21 protein-coding genes and 1 riboswitch are annotated in these 19,762 nt (G+C 38.0%); of the genes, 14 read left to right on the top strand and 7 right to left on the bottom strand.

Going from position 1 to position 19,762, the window contains the following annotated elements; translation table 11 throughout:
- Positions 1–21: 21 nt before the first annotated feature.
- Both M3166_RS12780 and M3166_RS12775 read left to right on the top strand, forming a co-directional pair.
- On the top strand, positions 22–447 hold the full coding sequence (locus tag M3166_RS12780) for a DUF3995 domain-containing protein (protein WP_251690225.1): 426 nt from the start codon (positions 22–24) through the stop codon (positions 445–447).
- Between the two features lie 450 nt (positions 448–897).
- Complete coding sequence (locus M3166_RS12775; protein WP_251690224.1) at positions 898–1,839, top strand: DUF2268 domain-containing putative Zn-dependent protease; 942 nt, start codon at positions 898–900, stop codon at positions 1,837–1,839.
- Positions 1,840–2,050: 211 nt separating this feature from the next.
- On the opposite strand, the gene M3166_RS12770 is transcribed toward M3166_RS12775, so the two are convergent.
- Together M3166_RS12770 and M3166_RS12765 are read right to left on the bottom strand one after the other, a co-directional pair.
- Positions 2,051–2,236: a multidrug transporter gene (locus tag M3166_RS12770; RefSeq protein ID WP_251690223.1), complete on the bottom strand. Its 186-nt coding sequence runs from the start codon at positions 2,234–2,236 to the stop codon at positions 2,051–2,053.
- A 134-nt stretch (positions 2,237–2,370) separates the two neighbouring features.
- Positions 2,371–2,733: a DUF2294 domain-containing protein gene (locus M3166_RS12765; protein ID WP_251690222.1), complete on the bottom strand. Its 363-nt coding sequence runs from the start codon at positions 2,731–2,733 to the stop codon at positions 2,371–2,373.
- Positions 2,734–3,501: 768 nt separating this feature from the next.
- Between M3166_RS12765 and M3166_RS12760 the strand changes: the two genes are divergently transcribed.
- Both M3166_RS12760 and M3166_RS12755 read left to right on the top strand, forming a co-directional pair.
- Positions 3,502–3,969, top strand: a complete 468-nt coding sequence (locus M3166_RS12760) for a hypothetical protein (protein WP_251690221.1) — start codon at positions 3,502–3,504, stop codon at positions 3,967–3,969.
- 156 nt (positions 3,970–4,125) lie between these two features.
- Complete coding sequence (locus tag M3166_RS12755; RefSeq protein ID WP_251690220.1) at positions 4,126–5,589, top strand: phospholipase D family protein; 1,464 nt, start codon at positions 4,126–4,128, stop codon at positions 5,587–5,589.
- A gap of 231 nt (positions 5,590–5,820) precedes the next feature.
- Here the strand turns inward: M3166_RS12755 and M3166_RS12750 are convergent, their stop codons facing one another.
- The 3 genes from M3166_RS12750 to M3166_RS12740 form a co-directional block, all read right to left on the bottom strand.
- On the bottom strand, positions 5,821–6,171 hold the full coding sequence (locus M3166_RS12750; RefSeq protein WP_251690219.1) for a hypothetical protein: 351 nt from the start codon (positions 6,169–6,171) through the stop codon (positions 5,821–5,823).
- 80 nt (positions 6,172–6,251) lie between these two features.
- Positions 6,252–7,442 (bottom strand): SpoIIE family protein phosphatase, encoded by a 1,191-nt coding sequence (locus M3166_RS12745; RefSeq protein WP_251690218.1) that lies wholly within the window; start codon positions 7,440–7,442, stop codon positions 6,252–6,254.
- A complete protein-coding gene (locus tag M3166_RS12740) occupies positions 7,435–8,283 on the bottom strand; it encodes an alpha/beta fold hydrolase (protein ID WP_251690217.1) in 849 nt (282 codons plus the stop codon). Before M3166_RS12740 ends, M3166_RS12745 begins: the two co-directional genes overlap by 8 nt.
- Positions 8,284–8,590: 307 nt before the next feature.
- Between M3166_RS12740 and M3166_RS12735 the strand changes: the two genes are divergently transcribed.
- From M3166_RS12735 to M3166_RS12700, 8 genes are all read left to right on the top strand, one after another.
- Entirely contained in the window at positions 8,591–8,992 is a 402-nt protein-coding gene (locus M3166_RS12735) for an MFS transporter permease (protein WP_251690216.1), read from the top strand.
- A 286-nt stretch (positions 8,993–9,278) separates the two neighbouring features.
- Positions 9,279–10,853 carry a histidine kinase N-terminal 7TM domain-containing diguanylate cyclase gene (locus M3166_RS12730; RefSeq protein WP_251690215.1) on the top strand — a complete coding sequence of 525 codons (1,575 nt, stop codon included), beginning with the start codon at positions 9,279–9,281 and terminating at the stop codon, positions 10,851–10,853.
- 146 nt (positions 10,854–10,999) lie between these two features.
- On the top strand, positions 11,000–11,224 hold the full coding sequence (locus M3166_RS12725; RefSeq protein ID WP_251690214.1) for a hypothetical protein: 225 nt from the start codon (positions 11,000–11,002) through the stop codon (positions 11,222–11,224).
- A complete protein-coding gene (locus M3166_RS12720) occupies positions 11,224–11,529 on the top strand; it encodes a hypothetical protein (RefSeq protein WP_251690213.1) in 306 nt (101 codons plus the stop codon). Before M3166_RS12725 ends, M3166_RS12720 begins: the two co-directional genes overlap by 1 nt.
- 19 nt (positions 11,530–11,548) lie before the next feature.
- Complete coding sequence (locus tag M3166_RS12715; RefSeq protein WP_251690212.1) at positions 11,549–11,890, top strand: 4-aminobutyrate aminotransferase; 342 nt, start codon at positions 11,549–11,551, stop codon at positions 11,888–11,890.
- A 15-nt stretch (positions 11,891–11,905) separates the two neighbouring features.
- Positions 11,906–12,829: an MBL fold metallo-hydrolase gene (locus M3166_RS12710; RefSeq protein ID WP_251690211.1), complete on the top strand. Its 924-nt coding sequence runs from the start codon at positions 11,906–11,908 to the stop codon at positions 12,827–12,829.
- A gap of 47 nt (positions 12,830–12,876) precedes the next feature.
- A riboswitch (cobalamin riboswitch) is annotated at positions 12,877–13,056 on the top strand.
- Positions 13,057–13,151: 95 nt separating this feature from the next.
- On the top strand, positions 13,152–14,210 hold the full coding sequence (cobT, locus tag M3166_RS12705) for a nicotinate-nucleotide--dimethylbenzimidazole phosphoribosyltransferase (protein ID WP_251690210.1): 1,059 nt from the start codon (positions 13,152–13,154) through the stop codon (positions 14,208–14,210).
- A 558-nt stretch (positions 14,211–14,768) separates the two neighbouring features.
- On the top strand, positions 14,769–15,080 hold the full coding sequence (locus M3166_RS12700) for a hypothetical protein (protein ID WP_008405307.1): 312 nt from the start codon (positions 14,769–14,771) through the stop codon (positions 15,078–15,080).
- Positions 15,081–15,199: 119 nt separating this feature from the next.
- On the opposite strand, the gene M3166_RS12695 is transcribed toward M3166_RS12700, so the two are convergent.
- Positions 15,200–15,502 (bottom strand): YunC family protein, encoded by a 303-nt coding sequence (locus tag M3166_RS12695; protein WP_065216841.1) that lies wholly within the window; start codon positions 15,500–15,502, stop codon positions 15,200–15,202.
- Positions 15,503–15,933: 431 nt separating this feature from the next.
- Here M3166_RS12695 and M3166_RS12690 point away from each other — a divergent pair, with 431 nt between their 5' ends.
- Positions 15,934–17,997 carry a choice-of-anchor I family protein gene (locus M3166_RS12690; RefSeq protein ID WP_251690209.1) on the top strand — a complete coding sequence of 688 codons (2,064 nt, stop codon included), beginning with the start codon at positions 15,934–15,936 and terminating at the stop codon, positions 17,995–17,997.
- 182 nt (positions 17,998–18,179) lie between these two features.
- On the top strand, positions 18,180–19,022 hold the full coding sequence (locus M3166_RS12685) for a hypothetical protein (RefSeq protein WP_251690208.1): 843 nt from the start codon (positions 18,180–18,182) through the stop codon (positions 19,020–19,022).
- Positions 19,023–19,104: 82 nt separating this feature from the next.
- Here M3166_RS12685 and M3166_RS12680 read toward each other — a convergent pair whose 3' ends face one another.
- Entirely contained in the window at positions 19,105–19,701 is a 597-nt protein-coding gene (locus M3166_RS12680) for a TetR/AcrR family transcriptional regulator (protein ID WP_251690207.1), read from the bottom strand.
- Between the last annotated feature and the right edge of the window lie 61 nt (positions 19,702–19,762).

The following is a 19,762-nucleotide window of genomic DNA, read 5'->3' as shown; positions in this document are numbered from 1 at the left end:
AACATAAGAAGAGGTGGTAAATTGTTTAAGATATTAATAGGAGTAACTTCTCTAATATTTATAATTATTGGCATGTTACACGTTTTTTGGGCATTTGGTGGAGGTTGGGGAGTAAAAGCGGTTCTTCCGACTAAAGATGACAGTAAATTGCCAGTTTTACAACCAAGAATGTTAGGTACACTTTTGATCGGTTTATTTTGCTTTTTTGCATCTGTTCTACTATTAGTTCAAATAGATTTATTTACAGTCATCCAACCCTCCCCCCTTTCAAAGTGGCTTTGTATAACTGGAGGAATTGTTTTCTTATTACGTGCTATTGGTGAAGGAAAATATGTAGGTTTTTTCAAGAAAATAAAACATACTAGATTCGCAAAACAAGATACCGCCTTCTATTCACCTCTTTGTGTATGGATTAGTCTTATTTTTTTGCTAGCATCATTTATATAAATTTGAATAAATGACAATTAACAACAAAGATTTTCTTTCAGGAGTTGAAACGTTACGATATAGCCGTTGCTTTTGATATATTAGCTTCCGGATGCGGCATTTCAATTTGCCCATAGAAAGTATTGTTCATTTATAATGTCTGATGAGTTATTTTTTATTGTTACACTTACTTTCCTATTACCTTTGTTTATTAGATTTATTACAGTTAAAAGTAGCACAAAATCTACAAAATAAATCTAATAAAAGTTCACAAAAGATTATGGGCATAAGAAAAAACGGTAAACGTTACTACAACAACGTTTACCGTTTTTTTATTGAAATATTGTTTGTACCGAATTTTATGAAAGTCGCAGAAACGTTACTAAAGCAACTTTTATACTATTTATTACATTCTAATATGTATTACTAATATTTGGTATAATTATCCATAATGGGTGAGGTGAGAACAATTTGAAAAATATCTTGAAATTTATTGTACTTTTATTTACTCTATCAGCTTGCACACAAACGGATAGAAGTGAGAAGGAAGAAATTTTTGATGAGAAAGAATTATTATATTTATTTGAGAACTCTGATACCAATCAAAAGTTTAAAATAGTCCATGTTAATACTTTATTTGATAGCTACCTTGAAAAAGTAAAAAATTATACAAGCCAATCAAACTTGGAATTATACAAGGAGGAGGTTATCCAACCTGTTTACAGCGACTGTTTTGAAAATGGAGAGTTCATACATATAGTAGATTCCGTTCTTAATAAGGCTCCAACTAGTTTAACCGAATTAAAAATTGTAAGTGAATTAATTGAAAGTAAAAAAGATGACATAAATGCACTTATTCAAGATGCACTACTTCAATCCGCTAAGCTACTACAATCTGAAAGTGACGTAGCAGTATGTGTCTTTCCATCTAGTAATTCCAATGTTGTTATGTATACGGTAGGTGCTGGTAAAATTCTGATTCCTTATAATGAATACTTTGAAGATGATTTTATAAAGGTTGCTTTAGCACATGAATATCATCATAGTACTTGGGCAGAAAGTTATTTAAGTACTCATTCAGGTTCAGTCTTAGATAATCTTATATTTGAAGGAAAAGCTGTTATGTTTGAAAAAACTGTATATCCTGATATTGAAATTACACAAATGGATTTCACTTATAATAATGAATTTTGGTCTAAAATTGAACCTGATTTAAACAGTAAAGATATAAATCGTTCTTTAGAAATCTTATATGGTGGTAAAGGGCTGCCTTTATTTTATGGGTATAGTGAAGGCTATAAAATGATTAAATCCTACCTCGACTTACACCCAAATCTAACTCCAGAAGAATGGACAGGATTAAGTACAGAAAAAATTATTGAAAAGGGGAAATACTTCGATAACTATAATTAAATCAATGTATTAACAATCGGTTCAATTAAGCCCATTGCAAAATATAATATTGCACTTTGACAAAATTATACAGTTCTTTACAAAATAACGTTCCTAAATGAAAGTTTGAGAATCCAAAAAAATCCACAAACGCTTTTAAATCATTGTTTGTGGATTTTTGTGTGGAATATTATGCGGTGTTTTATTCAATTGTTTAGGAAGAAAGAAAAACTCATTCTATTATTTTCTTTGAATCGTCGGCAATTTTAAAGGATAGAATTTCGCGATTTTTCTCTATTATTTCCTTATTTTTAGCTATCGTTTCCTTTATATTTAGATGGATTTCATTATCGAAAATTTCAAGATGGTTTTTAAGTTTTGTATCTAATTGAGGTACTGATGTTTTACTATTATCCATAACAATTTAATCCTCCTTTATTCGCTATTATAATGAGGGATATAAATCTTTTCTTTCCCCAGAAGACTATTAATTCATTATTACATTAACTTCTTGAAACGATTCTAGAGAAATGACTACATTCAATTGTTACATCATAATTTACTTTGCAAATCCTCTGAAAGCTTAAAGACCATAATGCGTTCCCCAGTTATTGTGCTCAAATCACTATAAAAACTCACAACTTCCATACCTGTTATGGTTAGTATTGCTTCTTTTATTTCTTCTACACCCGATTCCACCAAGCTATTTCGCATTTTTTTAACTGATAATAGGCCCTCTTTATCTTGGCATACTGCATATTCAGCAGGTGTTAAGACCCCCCCTAACACAACAACCACCATATCTCTCAAGATATCTGATTTAACCGATACGGAACCGCGTCCTAGATAACTTTTCTCCCAATTAGTTAACACTTTACTGATTTCGGCTTCAAGAGCACCCTTTGTTTTATTCATCGTGACTTCCATCCCTTCCATTCCACAATTAATCGTTATATATTTATTTTATAGTCTGTGTTACCTCTAGTTTCTCCCATATGGCATATATAAATATTATTTCTCTGCACCATTTCTAACAAGTCCATAGCTTTCATTTCTAAAAAATAAAAAAACCGACAATCAAAAAATAATGGTTTCAAATATCAAACCATTTACTTTTAAAATTGTCGGTTTACTTTTAACTAACCTAATCTAGGTTTTTTAAAATGTCTACCTATTATTTAAAATTATTATTCTAATTCCTTTTTGAATGGATAATCAATATCCAAAATATTGACTACCAAACTAAGGAGAAAACTCTATTTATAATATATAAAATATTAATACTTAGATTATTCTCTGTCAAGTTTAAGATAATTGAATTTATATTAAATATTTAGCTTCAGCACTAGCTTCTTGGTATAGCGAAAGCGGTTTTTGGAGAAAAGCATCAGCGATTGTTTTAATTGGGTTTCTGTGTGGTATCTCTTATTTTCGGAATTTTGTTTTTCAAAAATTAGACATTTAATACGATAAGAGAAATAAAGTTCCCAAATATGCACTTCAACTAATGTGATGGTGGGCTATGATTCAATGGAGAGGGGGAAGGATATCTTTACACGTTGTTGTAGCAGCATTAACCGTTTTTTTATTCGAACATTATGCTTCCTCTAAAATTGTTCAATCAAAAGGCTCAACTAGTTTCTCTTCAGCCAGTGTTATACTTTTAATAGTGAGGTGACTAGAATGAAAAAATTGAAACTTGTGATTGCTGGAATTATTGGAATTTACATTATTACGTTTATGTATCAGCAGCATCGAACGATTCTTGAATACCGACAAATTCCATACTATTCATTAGAATTATTGGTTTCTCCAATTGCAGAAGTAATCGAATTTCATGAGAATGCTGATAATTATGAAGAGGATGAACGAAAAGAAATGCTTGGGAACATAAATGTTAGGTTTTCAACAATTTTTAATAAAACAGGTGTAGGGCTTTCAACTGAACAAAAGATCCATGATAGGTATTTCTATAAATACAATGAAGCAAGAATAGACTTTGCTCTTAGTTTTGATAAATATATGGAAGCAACAACACGTGAACAAAGGGAACAGGCATATAGAGAGCTAAAGAGTGAATACAGCGACTATCAGACATTTCTTCAACTAGCAGAGGATGATTTAATGTTACCTGATCCTACTCTTGAATGAATTTCAGCATCGGACTTGATAGTAATTAAAAACAGACTTTTTCCGTGGCACTAAACTTAAAACTCCTCTGAAAATCCCAGCCCCCACACAAGCAAGCGCTGTTTAACTTTGCTTGTTCGCGGGAACTTGAAGTACAACAGTACTGGGGGAATTTCAATGGAAAAAGTTCAGAAGAAATGGAACAGCTTGAGTCGCAGAAAAAAGGTTATAAGGGTTCTTATACTTCTTTTGATTTTACTATATATAGGGGTAATGTTATGGCATACATATAAACCGTTGCCGAAAGATATTTCCTATGAAGGGGACTTACATAGAACAGACAATATTGAAATGATCACGGATTTAACTTATGCGCAAGACCAAGATGGAACGGATCGAAAACATGAGAATCATATATTTGATGAAGTTTATACATTGATTGAAGAAGCCGAACAGTTTGTCGTGATGGATTTCTTCTTGATGGATGGGTATTTCGATGAAAAAGAAGATTTCCCGCAAATCGCAGATAGTCTCTCTGACAAGCTTGCCGAGAAAAAGAAAAACAATCCGGATATGCCGGTTATTTTTATCACCGATCCGCTAAATAAGGGCTATGGTTCCTATGAAACGCCATGGTTCAAGAAGATGCGTGAAGCCGGAGTAGAAATTGTTTATACCGATTTGGAACCACTGAGGGATTCCACGCCGATTTATTCAGGCTTATACCGATTATTTTTTCAATGGTTCGACCGTGATGGCGAAGGATGGATTGCCAACGCCATGTCGAGCAAAGCACCAAAAATGACCGCATCCTCCTATTTGGAACTGCTCAACGTGAAAGCCAACCACCGCAAAGCAGCAGTTTCGGAAAAGGAAGCGATTATTACTTCATCAAACCCGCATGATGCAAGTGGCTTCCACGGAAATCTTGCTTTGAAAGTAACGGGGCCCGTCATAAACGATATTCTGGAGGCAGAAGAAGCGGTGTCGCTCATGTCGGATGGTCCAAAATTGCCGAGGGCGGAGATTCCCCAGCAAGATGACGGCCAGTATGCGGTACAGTATTTGACCGAGAAGAAAGTTTTGGATGCCTTACTTGAAGATCTGGAGGCGACAAAAGAGGGAGATAAAATTTGGGTTGGCATGTTCTTTATTGCACAGCGCGGCATTGTGAACGCTTTAACAGATGCAGTAAACCGTGGCGTGGAAGTGAATATGATACTAGATCCAAACGAAAACTCATTTGGCCAGGAAAAGTCCGGTCTGCCGAATCGGCCGGTTGTGAACGAGCTGCTTGAAGATACAAATGAACAAATCAACATTCGCTGGTACAATACCATAGTCGGCCAATACCATACAAAAGCCATCTGGATTCAAACAGCGGAACAAACAATCATTTCAAGCGGTTCTTCCAATTATACGGAACGTACATTGGATAATTACAATTTAGAAAATAATGTACGAATCCTTGCTCCAAATGATAGCGCGCTCGTCTTGGATATGGAACAATATTTTGAACGGATTTGGAAAAACGAAGATGCCCTCTACACTCTAAATGTGGAAGAATATCAGGATAACCTGTCCTGGTGGCAACGCTGGATTTACTCGGCTCAAAAAGCAGTTAAATTAACTACTTATTAGTTAATCTAGCAGCATTTATATGTAACCCGGTAATCCCTGGAAAACAACAAACGTTATTAAATCAACGTTTGTTGCTCTTTAATTTAGTTTGTTATAATGAATTACGAAATCACTTATATTATAGAGTTTGATTACGAAAGAAGAATAATCGGAATTATCGAAGGTCAAAAAATATGGAACAGTGTATTGTAGAAAGGGATTCAGAATTGTTCCTCTTTGTTCAAAACCCTTCTATTCCTTACTTTCAAATACTGTTATCTCTTTAGCTTCAAATGTTAGTCTTTCGGAATCGACACTTGTTATTGGCTCTTCAAAATATACTGAAACCGCATTATTTTTATATAATTCATCAAATGTTAATGCATCACCAGCTTGAGTCTTAATAATCGTTTCGTCGGTTATTTTTATAGTACAAGAATAGCCTATGTCATCATTACTGTTATTCGATTTTCTAACTAGATCTGAACACCCAACATTGATGCTATCTTCTTCAATTGAAGAGATTTCTCCGTAAATAGAATATGTTTCATTTGAACAAGCAGTAAAAAAAATGAAACTAAATATTAAAATTAATTTCTTCATATAAACACCTCCACGGGCAAGAGTCACAGTCTTAGTAGGAAAATAGAAAAACAGCGGGAAGCTTCTCCCACTGTTTTTTATCACAACCCAACCAAAATAAAACACTGGTCATCGTTATTGTATTTACTATAAATCGTTTCCTTGTTTTCGAGGGCACTCTGTATGGTCTCTTTTGTCTGTGCCAATGGACAGGAGATGGATTCGTTCAATAAATCATTTAAAGTGTTACATTCAAATGCTTCCGAAACGCCATCTGTGTACAAAAGAATTTTTGTCCCGCGTTCATAGTGCAAAGTTCTCGATTTAAAAAGTATGTTTTCGAATGTTCCTAATGGCGGATTGGTTGCACCTAGCTCTTGCTGTACACCATTGTTGTCTACCTGCAGGATGGCAGGGGGATGACCAGCATTGATATATTCAATCGTCTGTGTACGAATATCAATATTTAAATAGATTGCTGTACAGTAATGCCATGCATCCTGGTTATTTTGAAATAAATCGTGCAAGTATTGGTCCAGCTCCTGCAATACCTTTTCAGGCGCAGCTTCCCGTGATATTAACTTTTGGAACATCGATTGAAGGGACATCGTAATTAAGGCCGATGAAACCCCATGCCCCATCACATCCAATAAAATAATTGCATATTTTTGGGGCGTTACTTGATAAAATCCAAAAATATCCCCGGATAATGATTTGGAAGCATGGTAATAAGAGAGAATCTCAATATTGTCATTGGTGATGTCATTCGTTAATGCGGTTTCCTGAACTTTTTTGGCAATCTGTAAATCACGCTCGGTTTCGCGCATGATTTTCGTGTTGATTTGATTGGCCTGCAAGAGATCCTGTTGCTTTCTTTCCAATTCCAAAAGGGCCTGCTCTTTTTCTAAATAAGCATCTTCCGTCATTTTTCTGGCGTTAATGAGCGCGTCTTCCAATGCACTGCGATTACGGATCGGAAAGATGACACAGGTAAACGGATGATTATCATGGACAGATGCATTTAATAATATAGGAATTTCTTCTTTCATTACGGATAGTAATGTCAGGAACATTTCCTCTACCGCCTGCTTCACTTTCATCATTGGTACTAAATAGAGCTGACAGAAAATCTGAGAGGAAGGAGATAATAGCACATTAAAATGCTTTCCTATAAGATGCTCAGATGATGGATAGTGCAGCAAATTTAGCATTGTCTTATTTATAGTAAGTATTTCACCTTGTGCAGATAGAGTGAGAAGCCCGCATGGAGCGTTTTCTATGAGTTCATCCATTTATAAATCCCACACCCTCACCGATAAGGGGCACAGATTGCTCCAATAAATAATCTTTAATCAATTGAATGGTTTCCTCTGGGTCGCTCATATGTGGACAGTGACCGATTGCATTCATATAGACAATCGTGCTGTTTGGCATATTCTCATGTAAGTACTCGCCAACTACCTTTGGTGCAATGACATCTTCCGAGCATTGTAAAATAAGGGAAGGTACCGTAGCTTTCGGAACATCTTTACGACTATCAGTAAAGAAGCAAGCCTTTGCAAAAGTATTGGCGAATAAAGGATCGGTAGAACAGAAACGATCTTCCAAATCTTTTGCCACACCTGCTTTTGCCGTATTGTTTAATAATGTAATCGAGAAAGCATTGGCCCAGCCGATATAATTTTTTTCCATCATGTCCATTAAATTGAGTAAGTCCTTCTTTTCAAAACCACCGTAGTATACAGGCGGATCATTTATATAGCTTGGCGACGGAGCAATCATGATTATTTGTGAAAAATATTCCGGTTTCTCTAACGAAGCCAATAAACCGATCATACTACTTACCGAGTGACCGACAAAAACAGCATCCTTTAAATAGAGCGCTTCACAAACATCCAATAGATCCTGTACGTAACCGGACAGTTCTCCATATTTTACAAGGTCAAAAGCTGTAATATCTGAATTTCCAAACCCGACATAATCAAATAAAACCACTTGATAATCCTCTTCAAAAGCAGGGAAAATGTCATTCCATACCGTTTGGTCGCAACCAAATCCCGCAGCGAATATTAGAGGTTTTTTACCTTTACCTCGAATATGTACGTTATTACGTTTAACCGTATTTTGAATCATGAAATAGCACTCCCTTCAAATGGTAACCTATAACATTTTAGATTTATATATGTTTAAAACATAAAAGTTTATCTTCTATTTAACAATCATTCTGTATGATATTGGGTTATAAGTAAAGGGATATGGATATTTATTACTTGGAATCTATCACTTTTCGGTTATAATTTCAATTCAAATAGAATTGGGGAGAGAAGTTTAATAAAAATCAACAATATGTTGAATATTGTGCATTGCTTCCATTACTCGTCCATTTTAAAATAAGAGTATGAAATGAACAAGTTGTTCAATTTTGAGGAGGAAGCAAACAATGAGTAAAGTATCTAAACTATTAATGGCAATTGCTAGTATTATATTAATCGGATTTGTGGGGAAAGCGTTTATTCTGGATGAAGCGGTGAAAGGGTATTTAGTAACGTTTTTTTTTGTCGGAGCAGGATTGGCGCTGTTACGTTTATTTATTAACACGATGATCGGTAAAATGAAAGGGAAACCTATTGTTGTGAAAATCGGATTCTTCGCTGTACTTTTAGGTCTAGGTATACCGTTCCAAAACTGGTTCCGTACAGAAGTCATTTTCTCGATGAGTAAAGCGTTTATTGTGCCAAGTATTTCAGTGATGGTTGCAAGTGTCGTGTTGATGACAATTGTGTATGGCATTATTGGGAAACATATTCAAGCAGCGCGTGTAGAGGAGCTTCAATTAAATTAACAGGACGGTGGGAAGGTTCTCACGTTCAAATAAAGAAAGCCGATTCGTACTTGAAATTTCGTACGGATCGGCGTTTTAGCGGACGCGATTCTGTAATAGGAATCAGCGTCCGTTTTTAATAGTGGGTATTGTTAAACAACACATTCTTTTATAGTCGAAATCTTAAAGAAGTCTTGGGACGGAAGCCCTCATTCCATCATTATTATCTCAATAAAATATCCATTTATATTTTAAAATGTGCTACATTATAAGGAAAAAGTGTTAATTAAGAGAGGGTGAACCAAAAATGGGTTCGCAATTGACTATGTATATTACGCTTGTTTGCACGTCAGGCGTACTGAATTTGTACTTATGTCTCTATGCCTTTAGCAAACGTCATAAATATACAAATATCGCAAACTATTTTATTTTATATACAGCAGTCATTAGCATTTACTGTTTTGCTTCGGCTATGACTTTAATATCGACGACGCTCGAACAAATCAGTTTCTGGAATACCATTCTCTACATCGGGATGCCTACATCTGCAACATTAGGTTTACTGTATGTCATGAGCTATTTAGGATTTAAGCTGACGGTTAGAAGAAGCATGCTGATACTTCTTGTTCCGATTATTACAATTATTATGGTAGCGACAAATCACTGGCATCATCTTCATTATCGTGTATTTGAACTGGACCCGAATTTAGGGGCACCTTTTGTTTATCAGGAGATTGGCATGTGGTATATGGTGCACGGTGTCTACACATTTGCCAGCATGTTTGTCGCGTTTTTGCTGTTGATTTCTCATTGGAAGGAAACGGCGAAGGTATACCGTCCGCAATTGATCGCGTTAATGTTCGGCCAGCTTGTTCCGATAGTGACAGCGTTTCTTTATTTGAACGGATTCACACCTCCAGGGGTAGATCCGGTACCAATGATTTTATGGCTTTCTTCATTATTATACTTGTGGGCAATCAGCACATCGCAGCTGTTTCGGATTATGCCGATTGCGAAAGATAAAATCTATAATAGTATCAATGATGGGGCCATCGTATTGGACGATTCATACCGGCTTATTGAATTCAATCAAGCTTCCAAAGTGATGTTGCCTAATTTGAACAAATCGATGTTTGGCAAAAACTTCGTGAAGTTTTGGAATGAGCAGACAGGAGAGGCCCTGCCATTCAAATTAACGGCCGATATCGAGTACGTTCAAGAAGTAAGGTTATGCTCCGAACATGCGGAGCGGGTTTATCAAGTCCGTATTACTTCACTGGAACAAGCGAGAAACAGTAAAGGTCTGTTGCTGGTTTTTACGGATATTACGGAGATCAAAAGACTGCAGGAAAAATTGGAGCAGCAAGCTTATTACGATGAGCTGACAAAGATTTATAATCGCCGTGCATTTCTACAGCAAAGTGAGCAGGATTTTCAGAAAGCTAAGGAAACAGGTTTACCATTTACGGCCCTATTAATGGATATCGATCACTTTAAACGGGTGAATGATACGTACGGGCATCATATTGGGGACCAATTGCTCGTGCACGTCGTAAATGCTTGCAAAACACAACTGCTGGAAAGCCATTTCTTCGCGCGATACGGCGGGGAAGAATTCGTCATTGCGCTGAAAGGTTTCAATGAAGCAGAAGGTGAAATACTAGCCAACCAGCTTCGAACTGCCGTTGAGCAGGCACCGCTCATGACAGAAGCAGGGAATCTTTCAGTTACGTTAAGTATTGGTGTGGCGGAAGTGGTGGACTGGACAGAGGAAACACTGTATCAGCTATTGCATAAGGCAGATACCGCTTTATATGCTGCGAAGGAAGAAGGACGTAACCGCGTGAAAGTGTATGCGGAAAGTGAGAGCGTACTTAGTTGATAGGGTGAAACCGGCATGGAGAAATTCATGCCGGTTTTTTAATTTGTTGAAGGGCGCTGTAAGTTTTATAAGCCGGACTCTGTACTACCTCGTTTTAGGAGAATATGTTAGCATAGTAAAATAATAACTAAAGGGGGGGAGCGGGTATGACACAGAATTCAAAGACGATTTCTGTAAGTATTAGCTTAATCCTAGCTCAAACCGTGTTTATAGGATTTTTAATTAAAAATATACAGCTATATATTAATCAGCCGTCGATCGTTGCAAAATGGCTTGCGGGAATTTCTTTTTTCATATTTCTGTTGCTGTTCATCGTCTCGTTATGGGCGACAATCAAACTTTTAAAAGGAAAAGATACAGGGGGATTGTGATGATTGGATATATTCTAACAGGGTTATTATTAATCTTTGCGACTCGGAAATTTTATAAGCATAGGGCGGTTTTTAAACAGCTTTCGAAAAAAGAATGGCTACAATTTGGCGCAGGTTTTTTATTGGCATGGGCGGGAGCTGTTTTCATCATTATAGGTGGATCCAACATAACGGATATGATTGAAATCACATGGTTAAAAAACCTTATGGAAATTGGAGTGATTTTGATTGGCTTGGCTTTGGCAGGAATTATTATGAGTAAAGTCTTACCGTATAAAATAAAGGAGTTTTATTTGGGAGATTAGTGAAACGGGGAAAATTGAAATGGATGATATGATTGGATTTGCAGTAGTTGGAATCATTATTGCATGTTTAATTTATGCTTTAGTTAAACAAATTAAAGAGACAAAGCATAGCGGGAACGGCATTGGCAGCCCGCTGTATCGAAAACAATTGGCAAGAAAAAATAAAGTGATGACAGTTGCGTTAATTGGAGTAATAGTATTTTACACATTAAATATCATGAGCGTTATCGCTTCATCTATTCCGGTATCAAACAGCTTTACTGTACTCGGGACTTTTTTAAGTTTTTTTGTTTACTTTTTTGCAAGGATAATAATGAAACCACAGCTGGGTGATCAGCGGAGGAATTTAAGCCTTTATTAATAGGAGAGTGCTGCGATGAGAAAACGCTTTACAAATTTAGACCAAGATGACCGGCTCGGTACTTTTATAGATGTCCTGAAATGGCAGCGATCAAAGCAAAAGAAAGTTGTCGATTACGAAGTACCGCAGTGTGAGGAAAAGCAAATTGCGTTTCTAAAAAGTAATCGCACGGAGCAGTCCGTTACGTGGATCGGCCACTCGACCTTTTTAATTCAAAAAGAAGGGCTCAATATTTTAACGGATCCGGTTTGGGCAAAATGGATGGGTGTAGCGAAACGGTTGGCAGAGCCGGGGTTGCGGCTGGATGAATTACCGGACATTGATATTGTCCTCATTTCACACGCGCATTACGATCACCTGCACGTACCGACGTTAAAGAAATTGAAAAAACGAAATCCCAACGTATTATTTCTTATTCCGGAAGGGCTCGGTTCTTTAATGAAGCGTCATAAGTTGCACAACTTTACCGAGCTATCATGGTATGACAAGCATGAATCAAGTGCGCTTGAAATTCATTTCGTTCCTGCAAACCATTGGACAAGACGCATGCCTTGGGATACGAATACCTCGCATTGGGGCGGCTTCATATTGCAAACGGCATCGGATGCGCAAAGTATTTATTACGCCGGAGATAGCGGGTATTTTAGAGGCTTCAAAGATATTGGCGAACGCTTCAACATACATACAGCGCTAATGCCAATCGGCGCATATGAGCCGGAATGGTTTATGCATGCCTCCCACGTGACACCGGAAGAAGCGATCCAGGCGTTTTGTGATGTCGGAGCGAAAGTGTTTATTCCGATGCATTACGGTGCCTATATGCTGGCGGATGATACACCGAAAGAAGCGATTGACCGGCTGCATAATCATTGGCAGCGCGTGGATTTGGAAGAGGTGGAACTGAAAACGTTGTCGATTGGGGAGACGTATAGAAGCTGAATGCATAGACCCCTTGACGAGAAGACAGGTTCAAAGTAAAGTAATGTTAAATTCATCAAGCATTAGGTGCCCGTTAAGGGAGAATAGGGAATAAAGTGAAAAGCTTTAGCGTAATCCCAACACTGTATAGAGGAGTTTCATAGCAAAGCCCACTGGATGTCAATCTGGGAAGGGGCTATGAAATCATGAATCTGAGCCAGGAGACCTGCCTAAGTATGCTTACTGTTTATAGACACTGGATATGTCTGTAGTTTATTTGTTATCGAATAAACTGCAGGCTATTTTTATTGTCAAAAATTCATTCTAATGGGGGAAACGAAACATGAAATTACTACAGCAAACGATTGAACAAATTCAAGAAATCGACCGACAAATGGAAGACAAAGCACGTCAGTACATAGACTCATTAGCTAAACCGCCTCAAAGCTTAGGGAAGCTCGAATCTTTAGCTATGCAAATTGCTACAATTACCGGTGAGCTTGCGCCGAAAATCGATAACAAAGCGATGATCGTCATGGCTGCAGACCACGGAGTATATGAGGAAGGGGTAACGCCGAACCCGCAAGGTACAACGGTATTCCAAACACTTTCCTTTCCAAAAGGGACGACAGGAATGTGTACGATTGCGAAAATCACGAATGCACAAGTCATTCCGGTAGATATCGGAGTAAAAGAAGACTTACCTCAAGACGCAGGGGTCATTATTAAAAAGGTGAAATACGGGACAGACAATATGGCGAAAGGTCCAGCGATGACCCGAGAAGAAGCGATTCAGGCAATTGAAGTAGGGATTGAAGTCGCAACAGAAGCGATCCAAAACGGTATCAATCTTATCGGTACAGGTGAAATGGGCATAGGGAATACGACGCCAAGTGCTGCGGTGCTTTCGGTACTTCATGGCTGCGATCCGCTGGAAGTAACGGGCTTTGGTGCTGGTGTCGGAGCTGGCGGCATTAAATATAAAGCCGAAGTTATTCGAAAAGCAATTGCATTGAATGAGCCGAATGCGGATGATCCGATTGATGTAGTGTCAAAAGTAGGCGGACTTGAGATTTGCGGGATGGCAGGAATCTTCCTTGCAGCAGCAGCGAACCGTGTGCCGGTCGTAGTTGACGGGTACATTTCAACCGTTTCAGCATTAATCGCCTATAAATTAAATCCGAATGTGAAAGCATATTTGATACCGTCACATTTATCGGAAGAGCCAGGTGCAAAAATTGCGGCCGAGCTTTTAGGACTGGAACCGATGCTGCATATGAATATGCGACTTGGAGAAGGATCAGGTGCTGCATTAGCGTTCCCGATTCTTGATGCGGCTTGTTCGATGGTTACGAATATGGTCACGTTGGAAGAAGCGGCAGCGCTTTTAGTAGCCAAGTAGAATAAAAAAATTCATATAATAAAATTCAATAAAAAGGCTACATTAAAAGAAACAATTACTTTAAATGTAGCCTTTTTTCTATAATTAAAGTGTTCCCGGAAAATAAGTACGGCTTTTCAGTCTATTCCATTTATCTTACCAGTAAAATACCAATAAGCGGAACTTTATCGTTTATTTTGCCAAGCAGAGTACGATAAAGAAAGCCCAACCCAATCCTCGTAAATGTAGTGTGAGAGCAAAACATTACAAGTAGTGGATAGAACTTGATTTTATTTTACAGAAAATTCAGTGAAATTCAAGCGATAGTCCTGTCAAATGCGTTTCCTCTGTAATATCCTATATTAATTAAATGTAAAAACATATCCGAACTGTTAATAATACCTAAAAAAGTGCTTTTTTATTCAACCATGGAATAAAGTAAGCGGTAAATAGGGTATGGAAACGTAAGACCAATAAAAAGGAGAGGCGGGAGGGGCATTAAAAGGAACGGGGTGATCACTATTTCTCCGTATGTGAAAGGTCGTTTTTGAATATATTCGAGAAAAGGATGAGGATAATATGAATCAAATTTTCAAAAAAGATGAGTTTATTATTATTCCTTTTTATAAAGGGCGAAAGCAGGAATTTATGGTCGTCAATACGAAGAAGGAATTTAAAAATGGACATACGCACTTAAAGTCATTTAAGATGGCCAAGTATTTGATCAATCTTGCGCGTTGCCAAAAAATCAATTCCGGATTAAGACCATATTTATTAACAAGCCTTACAAGAATATCGGCAGACCGTGAATATATTCAAAAATTAGAAGAGCTTCTAGCTGTGAAAAGAAGTAAAGGGTCAAAAGCTTCCTATTATAATAAAGCAATCTAATTGTACGTAATCACGTCAATAAAAATAGATAGACCGCTTTTTCAAGAAATTGAAAGAGCGGTTTTTTGCATGGAACTTTTTTTGGGGTGGAGCTCATCACCTGAGAACTTACAATGTAACTAAATCATTTTTAATAAAGCTTCTTCGCCAATCATGCCTTCTTCAATGCCGTACGCTCTCGCTTCGTATGTGACAGATTCCAGTGGCGCTTTTAGTAAGTCATCGATCGTTCGAACACCTACTGCACGACCCGCAATGATTTTGCGATCGGCCAACTTTTCATTTAACAGACCAACATCGAGTGCACCACACATAATGTACCCATGCTCATTCGAAATCGTCAGCAAGGTTGTTTTAGGTAATTGAACCGTTACCGCAGTAAATAAATGACCTTGAAGATCAATCGTTTCCGTATAGACGATAACCTTCTCCCCCTTTCATATAAATCATATGAAAGAATTGAAAAATGGTACTTGTTTTTGTGGGAAATTTAAGTAGGGTATTTTAAAAGAGCAGCTTTTTCCACTTTCGCCAGCTTTCGTTCTACATTCAAAGTGCCAAGTTCTACTTTCTGGCCGAACTGTTCTACTTTCAAGCCGGAACTTTCTAATATTCCCGAACCATTCCTCTTTTGAGCCAAGTTGTTCTACTTTTCCTAGCTTTCGTTCTACATTCAAGGCACAGAGTTCTACTTTCGCCCCGATCTGTTCTACTTTCAACCCGGAACTCTCTACTTTCCTCGGACTTTCATTTCACCCAGCACAACAATACTTACAAACTCTAACAAATCCTTCATATGACCTTAACATTCCACCTTTACACTTAGAAAAAATGTAAAGGTGGAATGTTGTCTATGTCTAGGAAATTATTAGCTGCTGCACTTATTGGAGCGGCGGTCACTACACCTGCCATTGTCGCAGAAGCAGCATTAAGTTTGGATGCCCGCTATGATTCAGGTGTTCAAAATGAAGATGGCGGTACAACGGAAATCGTTGCGTATAACCCGCACTCACATGCAACATATGTCGTAAATGGCGAAACGAAAAAAATCGAAGCAATCTCACTCAACTATACAAAAGACGAAGCAATGAATTTAAAGCCTTTCCTTTCGATTGATATCGCGAAAACGATTGCCTCATTCGACCAAACTTTTGAATACGGGGACTTAACAAGTATTACGGTGCATCCGAAAGAAAATGTGATTGCGGTGTCTGTACAGGCAAAAGGCTACAATACTGCCGGTTATGCCGTGATACTCACTGGTGAAGGCAAGCTTCTTGGCGCTACAAAAGTAGGCAGTCAACCGGATAACATTACATTCACAACAGACGGGAAGAAGCTTTTAACGGCAAATGAAGGCGAACCGCGTGAAGGTTATGGCAAGGATATTGTGGACCCGAAAGGCAGCATTTCTGTAATTGATACAGCAAACGGCTATGACGTTTTAACAGAAGAGACGCTTTTCTTCGATGCATTCGATACACCTGAAAAGCGCGCTGAGCTTGTGGCAGACAATGTAATATTAAAGAAAAATACGAACCCTTCTGATGATTTAGAGCCAGAATACATAGCAGTTAATGAAGAGAGCACAAAAGCATATGTAGCGTTACAGGAAAACAATGCCGTTGCCACTATTGATTTAACATCAAATGAAGTGGTGTCTGTGAAAGGGCTTGGCTTCAAAGACCACAGCAAGCCCGGCAATGAAATCGACTTATTGAAAGACGGCAAAATCGAGATTAAAAATGAAAACTATTTCGGAATCTATATGCCGGATGGAATGGCGGCCGTCTCGATTAACGGCAAAGATTATCTCGTCACGGCCAATGAAGGCGATGGACGCGAATGGGGTGAGGAAGACAGCGAAAACTTCCATCTGAATGAAATCGAAACGGAAGAAGAAATCGTAACATATGATACGTCTGGCTACGAAGGTTTTGTAGAAGGGCAGGACTATATTTTCGGTGCACGTTCATTTGCGATCTTTGATGCTGAGACAATGGATGTCGTGTTCGATAGCGGCAGTGATTTTGAAACAATGACAGCACAGCACCATCCTGAACATTTCAACGCAAGTAATACGAACGTAAAACTTGATAGTCGCAGCGGCAAAAAAGGACCCGAGCCGGAAGATGTAAAGATCGGCAAAGTAGGTGATGAAATCTTTGCATACATTGGACTGGAGCGCATCGGTGGTGTCATGATGTACAACATCACAAAACCGGCAAGCCCAAAATTTGTAGACTATTTGAACTTACGGGACTTCTCGGATGATATCAAAGGTGATGTTTCACCAGAAGGAATGGCCGTCATTACGAAGGAAGACAAGCCGCAGCTAATCGTTGGTCATGAAGTGAGTGGTACGGTAACAGTGTTGAATGTAATGGATGATCCGATCGCATTTAAAGACGCTGAAAATCATCCGGATAAAGATGCTATTGCAAACGTAACAAAGCGCGGTTTATTTAAAGGGGTAAATGAGACAACATTCGCGCCAAACAAGCCGTTTAGCCGTTCACATGCCGCACTGGTACTGCACCGTTTGGCGGGTACACCGGGAAGTGATGTTACGAGTTTCAATGACGTGAAAGCACCTGTAACACAAGTAGCTGTTTCATGGGCAGTGGCAAACGAGTTCATCAGCCCAGTAAACAACAAAGTATTTGGTGCAGCAAAACCGATTACGCGTGAAGCATTTGCCGTTGCGGTTTACAATGCATTGAAGGCGAACGGCCAAATTACAGCTGCCGAAGCACCTGCCTATACGGATGATGCGAAAATTTCCGCGTATGCAAAGGAAGCCGTTGCCTCTCTGAAAGCGGCGGGCATTATGACAGGAATTGATAATGAGTTCAATCCGAAGCAATCGTTAACACGGGCTCAGGCGGCTGTTGTATTGAATAAATTGGTGAAATAACGTACCGATAAATAAAGCTCGCTGCTCCTACCACGCAGCGAGCTTATTTGTGAGTGTTTAAAACGCCATTCCTTTTTCCATCGCAAGGCCTAGTTCACAGATTTTTTGAAATATAATTCTTCCTGAAGGGTACAATGATTTATACTAAAAATAACAACTACGAATGAACATGGGGAATGTAAATGAAAAAACTATTCGCTGCTTTTATGATGTTAGGAGTCATTTTTATAATGAATGATGCACAGGCACAGCAAAATAATACAAAATCAACTTGGCTTTGGCATACCCATACGATTACAGATGAGCAAACGATCCATTTTCTAATAGAAAAAGAAGTAACGACCGTTTATTTGCAGATTGATCCAGCATTACCGAATGATGTGTACGCAGCCTTTATTAACAGGATGCGCGAAGCAAATATTGAAGTGCAGGCACTGGATGGTGGTCCTTATTGGAATACAGCAAATTTTGATGCGTTATGGGCATGGATCAGTCAATACCATCAGGAATATCCTGCATCGAAATTCACAGCAGTCCATTTAGATGTAGAGCCTTATTTATCTGCATTATGGGAACAGAATCGAAACCTTGCAGTCAGTCAGTATCAAGAATTAATACAACACGCCCTCTATAAAGTACGCTGTACAGAATTAAGGTTAGAGACGGACATCCCATTCTGGTATGATGAAGTGCTATATTATAACCAATTTGGTGAAGGCAACTTGGCAGAGTGGATGATTGCGAATACAGACGGCATCTCCATAATGGCCTATCGCAATACAGTTGCCGCACTAAAGAGCATTACAAAAAATGAAATGAGTTATGCAAAGAAGTATCAAACACCGGTTGTGATTGGTGTTGAAACAATGCCGTTTCCAGATGAGCCTTATATAACATTTGCTGCTGAAGGTGAAATCAAGATGAACCAAGTGCTCAACCAAGTGGTGGGTCATTATGCTAAAAATCGTTATTTTAGCGGAGTAGCTATCCACTATGTGCAAAGCTGGCAAGGGTTGAGAGAGTAGTATTTGAGATAGAGTGCCATACAACAAAGAAACAAAGGACAATCCAAGGAGTTTGGGTTGTCCTTTGTTTCTTTTTAAATCTTTACGAAAAGCCATTTAAATAATGCTGTAATGCACTCGTACCACTTTCTTGGAGAGACTGATCTTCTGGGAAGGTACACCAATGATAAATGACGCCCATTGCGAGCTGGGTAAAGGCGAGTTTTAATTGTTTGAGTGATAAGGCAGGTTTTGTTGGGCTTGCTTCAATAACTTCGGTAATTAATGCTTCAAATAACATAAATAATTTACGGTTAGGATTCCTGAAATATAAATGAGCTTCAGATTCTAAAGAAGTAGAGTAAACTACGGATAAAAACTCACGTCCAAACGTTTCTTCTAAATAAATAAATACGTTCTCTAAAAAGAGCTGTAATCGCCTTTTTGGTGATAATTGTATTGGTAGATCATTATACAATTGTTCATAATACTTATCTGCCAAGGCAAAGTGCTCATTTAAAATTTCAGCCTTTGACTTAAAGTGATGGTAAAACGAACCTTTGGATGAATTGCAGGCTTGTACAATTTCATCGACACTGACATTTTTATATCCTTTTTCTTTAAACAACTGCATGGCAATCCTTATGATGAATTCCCTTTTGTTTTCTGTTTTATGTATTTTATTTTCTCTTTTAATCAATTAAATCACCCTTTATACATTTACTTCTCTTTTATTCTATTGTAAAATTAGACTGCAGTCT

Origin of the sequence: Solibacillus isronensis, from assembly GCF_023715405.1 — a bacterium.
GTDB lineage: Bacteria > Bacillota > Bacilli > Bacillales_A > Planococcaceae > Solibacillus > Solibacillus isronensis_B.
The sequence above is the reverse complement of the archived record's forward strand: the minus strand, read 5'-3'. Positions and strand labels throughout refer to the sequence as shown.

What these genes read in the sequence shown, in the direction of transcription:
- M3166_RS12750 (WP_251690219.1), bottom strand. Translation starts at nt 6,171, where the DNA reads ATGAAGAAATTAATTTTAATATTTAGTTTCATTTTTTTTACTGCTTGT.
- M3166_RS12720 (WP_251690213.1), top strand. Translation starts at nt 11,224, where the DNA reads ATGATTGGATATATTCTAACAGGGTTATTATTAATCTTTGCGACTCGG.
- M3166_RS12765 (WP_251690222.1), bottom strand. Translation starts at nt 2,733, where the DNA reads ATGAATAAAACAAAGGGTGCTCTTGAAGCCGAAATCAGTAAAGTGTTA.
- M3166_RS12730 (WP_251690215.1), top strand. Translation starts at nt 9,279, where the DNA reads ATGGGTTCGCAATTGACTATGTATATTACGCTTGTTTGCACGTCAGGC.
- M3166_RS12755 (WP_251690220.1), top strand. Translation starts at nt 4,126, where the DNA reads ATGGAAAAAGTTCAGAAGAAATGGAACAGCTTGAGTCGCAGAAAAAAG.
- M3166_RS12745 (WP_251690218.1), bottom strand. Translation starts at nt 7,442, where the DNA reads ATGGATGAACTCATAGAAAACGCTCCATGCGGGCTTCTCACTCTATCT.
- M3166_RS12770 (WP_251690223.1), bottom strand. Translation starts at nt 2,236, where the DNA reads ATGGATAATAGTAAAACATCAGTACCTCAATTAGATACAAAACTTAAA.
- M3166_RS12740 (WP_251690217.1), bottom strand. Translation starts at nt 8,283, where the DNA reads ATGATTCAAAATACGGTTAAACGTAATAACGTACATATTCGAGGTAAA.
- M3166_RS12725 (WP_251690214.1), top strand. Translation starts at nt 11,000, where the DNA reads ATGACACAGAATTCAAAGACGATTTCTGTAAGTATTAGCTTAATCCTA.
- M3166_RS12685 (WP_251690208.1), top strand. Translation starts at nt 18,180, where the DNA reads ATGAAAAAACTATTCGCTGCTTTTATGATGTTAGGAGTCATTTTTATA.
- M3166_RS12735 (WP_251690216.1), top strand. Translation starts at nt 8,591, where the DNA reads ATGAGTAAAGTATCTAAACTATTAATGGCAATTGCTAGTATTATATTA.
- M3166_RS12715 (WP_251690212.1), top strand. Translation starts at nt 11,549, where the DNA reads ATGGATGATATGATTGGATTTGCAGTAGTTGGAATCATTATTGCATGT.
- cobT (WP_251690210.1), top strand. Translation starts at nt 13,152, where the DNA reads ATGAAATTACTACAGCAAACGATTGAACAAATTCAAGAAATCGACCGA.
- M3166_RS12700 (WP_008405307.1), top strand. Translation starts at nt 14,769, where the DNA reads ATGAATCAAATTTTCAAAAAAGATGAGTTTATTATTATTCCTTTTTAT.
- M3166_RS12690 (WP_251690209.1), top strand. Translation starts at nt 15,934, where the DNA reads ATGTCTAGGAAATTATTAGCTGCTGCACTTATTGGAGCGGCGGTCACT.
- M3166_RS12710 (WP_251690211.1), top strand. Translation starts at nt 11,906, where the DNA reads ATGAGAAAACGCTTTACAAATTTAGACCAAGATGACCGGCTCGGTACT.
- M3166_RS12760 (WP_251690221.1), top strand. Translation starts at nt 3,502, where the DNA reads ATGAAAAAATTGAAACTTGTGATTGCTGGAATTATTGGAATTTACATT.